Origin of the sequence: Nocardioides sp. JQ2195, from assembly GCF_012272695.1 — a bacterium.
In the GTDB taxonomy this organism is placed as follows: domain Bacteria; phylum Actinomycetota; class Actinomycetes; order Propionibacteriales; family Nocardioidaceae; genus Nocardioides.
The window spans coordinates 1,254,387-1,266,573 of sequence record NZ_CP050902.1 but is presented as its reverse complement, the minus strand read 5'-3'; the positions used below and the strand labels follow the sequence as shown (position 1 = coordinate 1,266,573).

The window sequence follows — 12,187 nt, the reverse complement described above, 5'->3', positions numbered from 1 at the left end:
GCTCAGTCGTCCTCGAGAGGAGTGACCAGGCCCGGACGGTCCGCGACCACGACCCGGTTGCCGGGCAGGTCGACCTCGGGCACCAGTGCCTTCACGAACGGCACCAGGGTGTCCCGGCGATCCGGGGTGCGGATCTGGAGCAGGTCCTGGGCGCCACCGTGCACGACACGCGTCACCTCACCGAGGTGCGTGCCGTCGACGTCGTGGGCAGCGAGCCCGATCAGCTGGTGGTCGTAGTACTCGTCGGGGTCCTCGGGGGTGGCCGAGGCGTCGATCGACGCGTGCAGCACGAGACCGCGCACGGTCTCGGCGTCGTTGCGGGAGCCGACCTCCTCGAGGCCGAGCAGCAGCACCCCTTGGTGCCACCGGCTCGACTTCACCGTGACCGAGCGCAGCGTGCTCTGCGCCGCCTTGCCGGCGCTTCCCCCGGGCCGCTCCGCGCGCAACGTCGTACCGACGGCGAAGCGGCGCTCGGGCTCGTCGGTGCGGACGTCGACGGTCACCTCGCCGCGGATGCCATGGGGCTTGCCGATGCGGCCGACGACAAGTTCGATCTGTTCCACGGAGGAATCCTAGTGGTGTGGCTGGTGGCGCGACGGGGGCGCACCTGGTGTGCGCACGGGGTCAGGAAACGACAAGCGCGCGATCCGCTGTCACCGGGTGACAGTGGATCGCGCGCTGGTGTGGCGTGTCGCTCAGCGGCGACGGTCGACGTCGACGAAGTCCACGCGGGCACCGCCACGGCCGGCGAGGGCCGAGACGACGGTGCGGAACGCGGACGCCGTGCGACCGCCGCGGCCGATCACCTTGCCCAGGTCATCGGGGTGCACGCGCACCTCGAGGACCGAGCCGTGGCGCAGCTGCTTGTCGCGGACCGTGACGTCGTCGGGGTTGTCGACGACACCGCGGACCAGGTGCTCGAGCGCGTCGGCCAGCATCGGGCTCAGGCCTCGGTGGTCTCGGCCGACTCGGCCTCGTCGGCAGCAACCTCAGGGGTCTCCGACGCGGGGACCTCGGCGGGAGCTTCCTCAGCCTTGGGCTCCTCGACCTTCTCGGCCTTCTTGTCGGCCTTCTTGGTCACTGCGTCGCCCTTGGCGTCGCTGCCGGCCTCCTTGAGCGCCTCGTTGAAGATCTCGAGCTTGTCGCGCTTGGGCTCGGCGACCTTGAGGGTGCCCTCGGTGCCGGGGAGGCCCTTGAAGGTCTGCCAGTCACCGGTGATCTTGAGGATCGCGGCGACAGCCTCGGACGGCTGCGCGCCGACGCCGAGCCAGTACTGCGCCCGGTCGGAGGTCACCTCGATGAACGACGGCTCCTCCTTGGGACGGTAGAGACCGATCTCTTCGATGACCTTGCCGTCGCGCTTCTTGCGCGAGTCGACGACGACGATGCGGTATTGCGGCACACGGATCTTGCCCATGCGCTTCAGACGAATCTTGACGGACACGTTGTGGGTGTCTCCTCGGAAATTGTGGTGTGGGTGAATCGCCCTCAACCGGGTGGGGACCAGGTCGGACGAATTCGGCGGATCCTGCGCCTCCGGATGAGAGGGGCCATCAGTGCAGGACTCAGCGGTAGATTCTGCCAGACACCACCCGTGGGGGCGAAATCTGGTCACCCCATCCGGGCAACGCACCGCAGGAACAGGATCCCAGAGAAGTGGCGGCAACCAAATCGTCGAGCCCGACGTCACACCAGACGTGAACACCATGACGAAGATGACCCTGGCCGAGGCGGCCGAACGCGGTTTCGAGATCCCCGCCCAGGTGGTCGCACCTCCCCGGCTCACCCAGCGGGTTCCGGCGCTCCATCCCCTGGCCGTCCGGGTCCACCGGGCACGCAGGCGGGTCCGGTGGTGGCGATCCGGCACCGCGTGGGCGACCCAGCGTCGTCCGACGTCGCTGCCGGTGCGCGTGAAGAAGCACGCCTCACTGCTGATGCGCGAGCTGGCCGAGGACGAGATGGTGCTCCAGCGCAACAAGGTGGTGAACCTGCGACTCGCCTCCGCCCGCGTCGACGGCATCGTGCTCCGACCCGGTGAGTCGTTCTCGTTCAACAAGGCAGTCGGCAACTGCACCCGCCGCAAGGGGTACGTCGAGGGCATGCGCCTGTCCAACGGTGCAGCCCGACCCGGTGTCGGCGGCGGCATCTGTCAGCTCGCCAACCTCCTGCACTGGATGTGCCTGCACTCCCCGCTCACCATCGTGGAGCGCTCCGAGCACAGCTTCGACCCCTTCCCGGACAAGGGTCGGGTGCTGCCGTGGGGCGTGGGTTGCTCGATCGTCTACAACTACGTCGACCTGGTGGTGCGCAACGACACCGAGCACACCTTCCAGCTGCGGGCACATGTCGATGAGCGCCACCTGCGCGGCGAGCTCCTGGCCGACGAGCTGCCGGAGACGACCTACAAGGTGGAGGCGCGCGACGAGATGTTCCTGCGCCACGACGGCAAGGTCTTCCGCAAGAACGAGATCTGGCGGACCGTTGTCTCCCGGCGCACGGGCAACGTCCTCGGCGAGGAACTGGTCAAGAAGAACTGTGCGCTGGTGAAGTACGAACCAGCCGACGGCAACGTGATCAACATCGTGTGAGCGCACTCGGAGGTTGAGGAGGCGACGAAGGAGCCGTCTCGAAACCACCGCTCAGCCGGCGAGCGCCTTCTCGATGTCACCGGCGATCTTCTCCGGCTTGGTGGCGGGGGCATAGCGCTCGATCACCCGGCCGTCGCGACCGACCAGGAACTTCGTGAAGTTCCACTTGATCCGGCTGCCGAGCAGCCCGCCCTTCTCCTCGCGCAGCCACTTGTAGAGCGGGTGCGCGTCGGAGCCGTTGACGTCGACCTTCTCGAACATCGGGAACGAGACGCCGTAGTTGCGCTGGCAGAACTCCCCGATCTCCTCCGAGGTGCCCGGGTCCTGGCTGGCGAACTGGTTGCAGGGGAAGCCGAGCACGGCGAGCCCGTAGGCGGCGTACTGCTCGTGCAGCTTCTCGAGCCCCTCGAACTGCGGGGTGAGACCACACTTGGAGGCGGTGTTGACCACCAGCACCACCTGGCCCCGGTAGGCGTCGAGCGGTTGCGCGTCGCCGGTGAGCTTGGTGGCGGTGAAGTCGTGGAGTGTGGGCACGGTGCGAGTTTACGCAGTGCCGGAAGGCGTTCACGGAGGACCGGACCTCTCGCTGGGTCGAGCCGAGTGTCGGCGAGGTCCACTCGCCGGCCGGAGCACCCACTCGCCGGCCGGACCAACCGGTGGTCAGCCTGGGCAACCGGTGGCCAACTCAGGCAACGATCTTGCCACGCAGCACGACGGCGCTCGGGGTGCGCAGCACCGAGAGGTCGTCGAGCGGGTTGCTCGGGTAGACCACGAAGTCGGCGGGAGCGCCCTCGTCGAGTCCGCTGTTCCATCCGAGCCACTCCCGGGCCCGCCACGACGCCGCACCCAGGGCCGCCTCCTTGCTGAAGCCGAGCTCATGCATCGCCACGATCTCGCCGGGCAGGTTGCCGTGCCGGCTGACTCCCCCACCGTCGGTGCCCGCATACATCGCCACCCCGGCCTCGTGGGCGGTCATCAGCGTCTCGCGGCGCCTCGCATGCAGGTCGTCCATCGTGGCGGCGTACCGCGGGAACTTGGCCCGGCCCGCCTCGGCGTGCTCCGGGAACTTGTCCAGCTGCATGACCGTCGGCACGAGCGCGGTGCCGCGCGACACCATCTTCTCGACCAGGTCGACGGTGAGGCCGGTGCCGTGCTCGATGCAGTCGATGCCGGCTTCGATCAGGCCGGGCAGGACGTCGTGGCCGAAGCAGTGCGCGGTCACCTTGGCGCCGTTCTCGTGGGCGACCCGGATGGCCTCGGCGAACTCCTCGGGCGAGAAGCTCGGCATCAGGTCTCCGTCGTCGCGTGAGATCCAGTCACCGACCAGCTTCACCCAGCCGTCCCCGCGCCGAGCCTGGGTGGCCACCTCCGCGGCCAGCCCCTCAGGCTCGACCTCCTCGGCGTAGTTGCGGATGTAGCGCCGGGTGCGGGCCACGTGGCGGCCGGCGCGGATCAGGCGCGGGAGGTCGTCGCGGTCGTGGATCCACGCCGTGTCGACCGGTGAGCCGCAGTCACGGATCAGCAGCGCCCCCGTGTCACGGTCGTCGATGGCCTGTTGCTCGGTCTCCTCGTCGCTCACCCCGCCGGCGTCGTCGAGGCCGAGGTGGCAGTGCGCGTCGACCAGGCCCGGCACGATCCACCCGTGGGCGACCGTGTCGGCGCCGGCCTGCTTCTCGTGGGTGACGACACCGTCGACGACGTACAGCTCACGTGTCTCGCCGGCGGGCAGCACGGGGCCGGAGAACTTCAGGGCGGTCATGGATCCGACCGTAGCGGAACGTCATACGAACCGGTTGCCCCAGCGACCCCCGCGTATGACGTCAGGCCAGGCTCAGAGCTGGTCGAGCAACCACGACGGAGACATCGCCATCGCGCCGGCACCCTGCACGAGTGCCTGCAGCATCCGGTCGGCGGTGATCACGGTGACCCGGTGACCGGCCGCGACCGCATCACGGGTCTCACTGACGATGCGGTCGTCGCCGGCGCCCTTGGCGTGCACGGTGCGCACGTGGGCGTCGCGTCCCGCTCGGACGCCGCCCTTGGCCTTGCCCTCGAGCACCAGCACGATCTCGTCGTACGCCGTGTCGGCGACCATCAGCTGGTCGTGCAGCCGACGTGCAGCACCCGCCCTGTCGTTCCACCACCCGTCGGGACGGGTGCCGACGACATTGGCGGCGTCGACCACCAGCACGTTCACGGAGCGGTCGTCCTCACGCGGTCGTCCTCACTTGAGGAACTTGGAGAAGTCCCTCGGGAGGTCGAGGTTCTCGGCAGCTGTCTCGTAGTCGATGCCGCCGGGCGTGCCGAACGGGTTGCCGCCGGACTTCGCCTTCTCCTCCAGCTCCTTCTTCTGCTGGGCAGCCTTGGCCGGGTTGCCGGAGACGCGCTTCTTCTTGCCCTTCTGGGGCTTCTGCTTGCCCTTGCCATGGCCACCGCCCATGCCGGGGGCGCCCGGCATGCCGGGCATGCCGCCACCCTTGGCCATCTGCTGCATCATCTTGCGGGCCTCGAAGAAGCGGTCGACCAGCGTGTTCACGTCGGAGACCTGGGTGCCGGAACCCTTCGAGATGCGCAGACGACGCGAGCCGTCGATCATCTTCGGGTTGTCCCGCTCGGCCGGCGTCATCGAGTAGATGATCGCCTGGATCCGGTCGATCTCACGCTCGTCGAAGTTGTCGAGCTGCTCGCGGAACTGGCCCATCCCGGGGAGCATCCCCATGATCTTGGTCAGCGAGCCCATCTTGCGGATCTGCTGCATCTGGGCGAGGAAGTCGGTGAGCGTGAACTCGCCGCCCTTGCCCGTCAGCTTGTCGGCGGCCTTGAGCGCCTCTGCCTGGTCGAAGGTCTTCTCGGCCTGCTCGATCAGGGTGAGCATGTCGCCCATGTCGAGGATGCGCGAGGCCATCCGGTCGGGGTGGAAGAGGTCGAAGTCGGTCATCTTCTCGCCGGCGGAGGCGAACATGACCGGCTTGCCGGTGATCGAGGCGATCGAGAGGGCGGCACCACCGCGGGCGTCACCGTCGAGCTTGGTGAGGACGACGCCGTCGTAGCCGACGCCCTCCTGGAAGGCGAGCGCGGTGTTGACCGCGTCCTGACCGATCATGGCGTCGACGACGAACATGACCTCGTCGGGCTGGATCGCGTCACGGATGTCAGCGGCCTGCTGCATCAGCTCGGCGTCGACGCCGAGGCGACCGGCGGTGTCGACGATCACCACGTCGTGGAGCTTGCGCTTGGCCTCCTCGATCGACTGGCGGGCCACGTCGACCGGGTTGCCACCGTGCTCGATTCCTTGGGCATTGCCGGGCTCGGGTGCGAAGACGGGGACGCCGACCCGCTCGCCGTTGACCTGCAGCTGGTTGACGGCGTTGGGGCGCTGGAGGTCACAGGCGACCAGCATCGGCGTCCTGCCCTGCTCCTTGAGCCACAGCGCGAGCTTCGCGGCCAACGTGGTCTTCCCGGCACCCTGGAGGCCGGCGAGGAGGATCACGGTGGGGCCGGACTTGGCGTAACGCAGCCGACGAGTCTCGCCACCGAGGATGCTGACCAGCTCGTCGTTGACGATCTTGATGATCTGCTGGGCGGGGTTCAGGGCACCGCTGACCTCTTCGCCACGGGCCCGTTCCTTGACCGCGCCGACGAACTCCTTGACCACGGGCAGCGCGACGTCAGCCTCTAGCAGCGCGATGCGGATCTCGCGCGCGGTGGCGTCGATGTCGGCTTCGGAGAGCCGACCCTTGCCCCGGAGGTTCTTGAAGGTGTCGGCAAGCCGGTCGGAAAGTGTTGCGAACAAGTCGGGCATCCCCTGGGTAGCGGCAGGCATGGATCAGTGGTCAAGAGTAACCGGCTCGCACCCGTCCCCCCGAAAGGGCAGCGGCGCGCCCCCGGGCCACCACAAGGATCACTGCCCCAGTGCAGCGCGTACGGCGTGGGCGGCCGAAGCGGCGCGCTCGTCGCCCAGAGCCCCCGCGCCCACCTCCTGCAGGTAGAACACGTCGATCGCCTGGGGACCCAACGTGTCCACGTGGGCCGAGCGTACGGAGATGTCGAGCTCGGCCAGGGCTGCGCAGACCAGGTGGACGACGCCGGGCCGGTCGTCGGTGCGGACCTCCAGGACGGTGGCCCGGTGGCTGGCCTCGGGTCGCACCTGCACGCTCGGCGCGAGTCGCGCACCCTCCGACTCGGCCGAGCCCCCGGAGCGCCGCCCGGCCAGCCGGTCGGTCACGTCGATCCGTCCTGCGGCGATCGCGTTGATGCGCTGGCGCAGCACGGTGGCGTCCAGGTCCGGGTCCGCGACCTGCCACTCCGAGACGCCGTAGCGGCCGTGGGTCCAGGCCCGCGCCGCGAGCACCGACGTACGTTGCAGGGCCAGCATCGCCGAGGCGTCGGCCAGCAGCCCGATCCGGTCACCGGAGACGACCGTCACCCGGGAGCCGTAGGGCTTGGCCGCGACCGTCACCACGATGGCCGTCCCGTCGACACGGACCTCGGCGGGCACCGGCGCCATCCCTGCGCCGGTCGCCCCGACACTCGCGGCCGGGGCCGGTCGTCCCGGCACCCCCGTGGGTCCGGAGGCGGCGAGGGCAGCCCCGCAACGTTGCGCCAGCTGGCGGACCAGCCCGGCCCGCCACGACGACCACGCCTTGGCCGACGCGGCCCTCGCGTCGGCCTCGGTCAACGCCAGCAGCAGGTCGAGCGCTTCGGCTGACTGCACCCGCGACACCACCGCCTCGATGGTCGCGGGGTCGTCGGGGTCACGGGTGGTGGCGGTCCCGGAGAGCAGCAGGTGCCAGCGCACCAGGGTCGCGACCAGGTCGACCTCGTCGTCGGAGAACCCCATCCGGGCGGCCACCGCACGAGCAATCGGCTCCCCCACTGTCGAGTGGTCACCGAGCTGCCCCTTGCCGATGTCGTGCAGCAGCGCGGCCACGAGCAGGACGTCGGGGCGCGCGACACCGCGGATCAGCGCCGCGGCCTCGACACAGGTCTCCACGACGTGCCGGTCGACGGTGAACCGGTGGATGGCCGAGGCGTGGGGCAGCGAGCGGATCTGTTCCCACTCGGGCAGGATCCGCCGCAGCGCTCCGGTCTGGTCCAACGTCGCCCACACACCGAGCAACCCACGCCCGGACGCCAACATCCTGACCAGCAGCTGGCGAGCCTCGACCGGCCACGGATCGGGCAGGGCAGGGACCTCGCGGACCAGGCGGGCTGCCGTCGGTGGGGCCAGGACGAGGTCGCGCTCGGCCGCCTCGGCGGCGGCCCGCAGCAGGAGCAACGGATCGTCGGCGGGGCGCGCTCCCCGGTCCAGGACCACCTCGCCCTTCGAGATCGCGATCCCCGGGGCGATGCGTCGCAGGTCGGGCCTGCGTGCACCGACCGCGCGTGGGCGGGCGAGCACGTCGTCGACCCGGCGCCAGGCCAGTCCGGAGATGTGGGTGATCCGGCGACCGACGTCGCGCACCTTCGCCTGGGCCGCGAGGATGCCGTCTCCCCCCTCCTCCGCCACTCCCGACCATCCGGGCAGCTGACCCCAGACCTCCGGCGGCATCCGGTCGTTGCGGCGACCGACGATGTCGTGCACCACGTCGCGGACGTCGAGCAGCTCCTGTCGACAGCGTTCGAGCTCGACGTGGGGTGCATCGATCAGCCAGGTGGCGACGAGCGCCTTGACCACGGTTGCGTCCCGGAGTCCCCCCTGTGACTCCTTGAGGTCCGGGACCGAGGCGTGGGCCAGCTCGCCCATCAGTGCATGACGCTGCTCGACCAGGGCACGAAGCTCGGGGAGCCGGCCCTTGGCCTCCCGACGCCACTGGGCGAGCATCGTCGTGCGCAGCCGGAGGGCCAAGTTGCCGTCGCCGGCCAGGAAGCGGACGTCCTGCATCCCGAGGGCCACCCGCAGGTCGTCGCTGGCGGCCTGCACCGTCTCCGACAGGGATCGCACGGAGTGGTCGAGATCGACCCCCGAGTCCCACAGCGGGTACCAGACCTGCTGGGCGAGCGAGCCTGGCTCGACCCGGTCGTCGTGCACCAGCACCAGGTCGAGATCCGAGTACGGCGCCAGCTCGCGACGTCCGTAGCCACCGACCGCCACCAGCGCGATCCCGGTGTCGGGACCGGCGAGGTCGTCGTACGCCGTGTGACACAGCGCATCCGCGGCATCGCTCCTGGCCCGACGCTCTGCGGCCGTCATGGTGAGCCCTGCAAGACTGTCGGCATGGACGTACGCATCTGCACCAACGGCCACCAGGTGCCGCAAGAAGACCTCAAGGCCTGCCCTGCCTGCGGTGCCTCGCTCCTCGACGCGGAGGTCCGTGAGGTCGACACGGTCCCGGAGCCGACCCCCACGGCGTCGCCCCGGCCCGCCGATGACCCGCTCCCTGCCGTGCCGCCCGGCCTGGCCATGGTGCCCGCGGGGCTGATCATCCTGGTGCCGGGCATCGTGCTCGGGCTCCTCGGATGGCTGATCGTGGCCGGCGCCGACGGCCGGGGCATCGCCGCGGGCGGGGGCATCCTGGTCCTGTGGCTGGCCGGCATCCTGTCCTCCATCGGTGTGATCGCGATCGGCGTCCGCATCGGCATCAACGACACCCGCTCCTGAACGACCGGCCCCGGCTCCCACGTCCTGGGACGCAGGAGCCGGGGCCGTCACTCAGATGGCGGCCTCGTCGCGGTCCCCGGTCCGGACCCGGACCACGGTCTCGATGCCACTGACCCAGACCTTCCCGTCACCGATCCGCCCCGTCGCCGCGGTCTTCACGACGATCCCGACGACGTCGTCGGCGTCCGCGTCGTCCACGACGATCTCGATGCGGATCTTGGGCACCAGGGCGATGTCGTACTCAGCGCCCCGATAGACCTCGGTGTGTCCCTTCTGACGGCCGTAGCCGCTGACCTCGCTGACGGTCATCCCCGTCACGCCGAAGGTCTCGAGGGCCTCACGCACGTCCTCCCACTTGTGCGGCTTGATGACCGCGGTGACCAGCTTCATGCCTTCGCTCCTTCTGTGAGGGTGGCCCTGGTGGCCACGGTGGGTCCACCGACCGGGCTGCGACGACCGGAGGTCCCCGCGAAGTCGTAGCCGGACTCACCGTGCTCGGCGAAGTCGATGCCCTCGACCTCGTCGTCCTCGGTGATCCTCCAACCCGTCGTGTACTTGATGGGCAGCGCGATGACCAGGGTGGCCACGGCCGACCAGACCATCGCGTAGGCCGCGACCGCGACCTGGACGACGAGCTGCTCGAGGCCGTCGCCGTAGAACAGGCCACCGGTCGTCGCCAGGAAGCCGATGCCGATCGTGCCGACGATTCCACCGACCAGGTGCACGCCGACCACGTCGAGCGAGTCGTCGTACCCGAGACGGTGCTTGAGACCGACGGCCAGGGCACACAGACCACCGGCCACCGCACCCAGGACCAGCGAGCCCACGGGTGACAGGGCACCGCACGCGGGGGTGATCGCGACCAGTCCGGCCACGACGCCGGAGGCGGCCCCGAGCGACGTGCCCTTCCCGTCGCGGAACTTCTCCACGACGAGCCAGCCGACCATCGCGGCGGCGGTGGCAGCGGTGGTGTTCACCCAGACCAGGCCCGCCTCACCGACGAAGTTCGCGGCGAACGCTGCGGAGTTCGCGAAGTAGTCCCCCTCGTCGCCCGCCACACCGGCCGTCGCGCTCGGCACGAACGAGCCGACGTTGAAGCCGAACCAGCCGAACCAGAGCAGGCCGGCACCGAGCATCGTGAGCGGGAGGTTGTGCGGCTTCATCGGCTCCTTGCCGAAGCCCTTGCGATGTCCGATGACCAGGGCCAGCACCAGTCCGGCGACACCAGCGTTGATGTGCACGACGGTGCCCCCGGCGTAGTCGAGCGGGACGACCTCGGCGACCTGCGCCGCCCCGTCACCGACCGTGCCGAAGATCCTGGCCGCCAGGCCGTCCGGGTTGCCGGACAGGAAGCCACCGCCCCACACCTGGTGGGCCAGGGGGAAGTAGGCGAGCGTCACCCAGATCGGGATGAAGACCATCCACGCGGAGAACTTGACCCGGTCGGCGATGGCACCGCTGATCAGGGCCGCCGTGATCACCGCGAAGGTGAGCTGGAAGGCCACCGTCAGGTAGGCAGCGGGATCGATGCGGGTCAGGCCGAACAGCGCGAACGGGCTGGAGAACAGGTCGCCGACCGATCCCCCGGCCACCTCGCCGTCGACCGTCGAGGTGATGGAGCTGTAGGACATCGAGTAGCCCCACAGGATGTAGACGATGCTGATCATGCCCATCGCACCGAAGGACATCATCATCATGTTGAGAATGGACTTCGACCGCGTCATCCCGCCGTAGAACAACGCCAGTCCGGGCGTCATCAACAGGACCAGGGACGCGGAAGTGAGAACCCAGGCTGCGTGGCCGGTGTCCATGGAACCTCCAGGGGAGTGCGTCACGAGTGAGCCCCGGATCCGGTCCGCCGACGACGGTGTCGGTGCGGATCCTGCTCGATTGGGAAAACCTTCACCCGCGGAGATTTCGGCCTGCGTGCTCCTTTGTTGCGCCGAGGAAACGAGATCCTTCCTCCCGTTACGTCCGTGTGAACGACGTCTCACGACACCGTGCTGCTCGGCCTGCTGCGGGTGCAGGCGGGCTGGGCGGTAGCCTTCCCAGCACCGGGTCGACAGCTCGCTGGCCCCGTGACTCCCTGCGCCGACCGAAGACCACACCCCAGGAGGCCGCCCCATGTCGTCCAGTTCCCCTGCCGGCCCCGTCTTCGTCGGTGGGACAGGTCGCAGCGGCACCACCGTCGTGGCGCAGCTGCTCGGAGCCCACCCGGACGCTGCACTGGTCCCGATCGAGCTGCGCTTCCACGTCGACCCCGGCGGCCTGGGTGACCTCGCCGAGGGCAAGGTGAGCGTCGAGGAGTTCCAGCGCAGGATGCGTCGCACCTGGTTCGAGCGACCCCCCAACAGCTCGGGCCCCCGCGGGCTGCACGTCATCGCCGAGCGCCCGGTGATGCGGCGCGCGCTGCGCCGACTGCGCGAGACCTACGACGCGGATCCCCACGGCGCCAGCGCCACCTTCCTGTCGGACGTCGTGCGCCCCTTCCGGGAGGAGCAGGGCGGACGCACGTTCATCGAGATGACTCCCGCGAACACCTTTGCCGCAGACCAGCTCTGTCGGATGTTCCCCGAGGGCAGGATCGTGCACATGATCCGGGACGGCCGCGACGTCGCGGCCTCCGTGGCCGGGAAGAGATGGGGACCCTCGACCATCGAGGAGTGCCTGGTGTGGTGGGCCGACAAGCTGATCGACATGGCCGGGGCCGCCGACCGCGCCGACGCCGACCGGTTGTTGACCCTGCGCCTCGAGTCGCTGCTGGGTCCGAGGAGGGAGGAGCACCTCGCACGGCTCCTCGAGTTCACCGGGCTGGACGAGCATGCCGAGGTCCGCACGTTCTTCGACGCGGACTTCTCCCCGGACAACGCCCACGTCGGCAGGTGGCGCACCGGGCTGGCTCCGGAGGACCAGGACCGCATCGACCGGCTCCACACCGAGCAGCTCGACCGCTTGGCCGAGCACGGGGTGTCGATCCCCGGGCCGGAGTGACACGGGC

General features: G+C 69.7%; 13 protein-coding genes. 3 read left to right on the top strand and 10 right to left on the bottom strand.

Annotated features, from left to right (window positions below):
- Positions 1-2 precede the first annotated feature (2 nt).
- From rimM to rpsP, 3 genes are all read right to left on the bottom strand, one after another.
- Positions 3-563 carry a ribosome maturation factor RimM gene (rimM, locus tag ncot_RS06065; RefSeq protein WP_206065169.1) on the bottom strand — a complete coding sequence of 187 codons (561 nt, stop codon included), beginning with the start codon at positions 561-563 and terminating at the stop codon, positions 3-5.
- Between the two features lie 132 nt (positions 564-695).
- Positions 696-938 (bottom strand): RNA-binding protein, encoded by a 243-nt coding sequence (locus ncot_RS06060; RefSeq protein WP_057323464.1) that lies wholly within the window; start codon positions 936-938, stop codon positions 696-698.
- A 5-nt stretch (positions 939-943) separates the two neighbouring features.
- On the bottom strand, positions 944-1,444 hold the full coding sequence (rpsP, locus tag ncot_RS06055; RefSeq protein ID WP_168616798.1) for a 30S ribosomal protein S16: 501 nt from the start codon (positions 1,442-1,444) through the stop codon (positions 944-946).
- Positions 1,445-1,706: 262 nt separating this feature from the next.
- Between rpsP and ncot_RS06050 the strand changes: the two genes are divergently transcribed.
- Positions 1,707-2,588, top strand: coding sequence for a VanW family protein (locus tag ncot_RS06050; protein WP_240938093.1), 882 nt, complete (start codon positions 1,707-1,709; stop codon positions 2,586-2,588).
- Positions 2,589-2,639: 51 nt separating this feature from the next.
- Here the strand turns inward: ncot_RS06050 and ncot_RS06045 are convergent, their stop codons facing one another.
- The 5 genes from ncot_RS06045 to ncot_RS06025 all read right to left on the bottom strand — a co-directional run bounded on the left by ncot_RS06045 (position 2,640) and on the right by ncot_RS06025 (position 8,781).
- Positions 2,640-3,122 carry a glutathione peroxidase gene (locus ncot_RS06045; protein ID WP_168616797.1) on the bottom strand — a complete coding sequence of 161 codons (483 nt, stop codon included), beginning with the start codon at positions 3,120-3,122 and terminating at the stop codon, positions 2,640-2,642.
- Between the two features lie 151 nt (positions 3,123-3,273).
- Complete coding sequence (locus ncot_RS06040; protein ID WP_168616796.1) at positions 3,274-4,347, bottom strand: amidohydrolase family protein; 1,074 nt, start codon at positions 4,345-4,347, stop codon at positions 3,274-3,276.
- 72 nt (positions 4,348-4,419) lie between these two features.
- Positions 4,420-4,785, bottom strand: coding sequence for an NYN domain-containing protein (locus ncot_RS06035; protein ID WP_168616795.1), 366 nt, complete (start codon positions 4,783-4,785; stop codon positions 4,420-4,422).
- 27 nt (positions 4,786-4,812) lie between these two features.
- The gene (gene ffh / locus ncot_RS06030; RefSeq protein ID WP_168616794.1) at positions 4,813-6,381 is read right to left on the bottom strand and encodes a signal recognition particle protein; all 1,569 of its coding nucleotides are present in this window, start codon (positions 6,379-6,381) and stop codon (positions 4,813-4,815) included.
- Between the two features lie 108 nt (positions 6,382-6,489).
- On the bottom strand, positions 6,490-8,781 hold the full coding sequence (locus tag ncot_RS06025; protein ID WP_168616793.1) for a [protein-PII] uridylyltransferase: 2,292 nt from the start codon (positions 8,779-8,781) through the stop codon (positions 6,490-6,492).
- 24 nt (positions 8,782-8,805) lie between these two features.
- Here ncot_RS06025 and ncot_RS06020 point away from each other — a divergent pair, with 24 nt between their 5' ends.
- A complete protein-coding gene (locus ncot_RS06020; protein ID WP_168616792.1) occupies positions 8,806-9,189 on the top strand; it encodes a hypothetical protein in 384 nt (127 codons plus the stop codon).
- Positions 9,190-9,240: 51 nt separating this feature from the next.
- Here ncot_RS06020 and ncot_RS06015 read toward each other — a convergent pair whose 3' ends face one another.
- Together ncot_RS06015 and ncot_RS06010 are read right to left on the bottom strand one after the other, a co-directional pair.
- On the bottom strand, positions 9,241-9,579 hold the full coding sequence (locus ncot_RS06015; protein ID WP_168616791.1) for a P-II family nitrogen regulator: 339 nt from the start codon (positions 9,577-9,579) through the stop codon (positions 9,241-9,243).
- Positions 9,576-11,000: an ammonium transporter gene (locus tag ncot_RS06010; RefSeq protein ID WP_168616790.1), complete on the bottom strand. Its 1,425-nt coding sequence runs from the start codon at positions 10,998-11,000 to the stop codon at positions 9,576-9,578. The genes ncot_RS06015 and ncot_RS06010 overlap by 4 nt, the downstream gene beginning before the upstream one ends.
- A gap of 313 nt (positions 11,001-11,313) precedes the next feature.
- Here ncot_RS06010 and ncot_RS06005 point away from each other — a divergent pair, with 313 nt between their 5' ends.
- The gene (locus tag ncot_RS06005) at positions 11,314-12,180 is read left to right on the top strand and encodes a sulfotransferase (RefSeq protein WP_168616789.1); all 867 of its coding nucleotides are present in this window, start codon (positions 11,314-11,316) and stop codon (positions 12,178-12,180) included.
- Positions 12,181-12,187 lie beyond the last annotated feature (7 nt).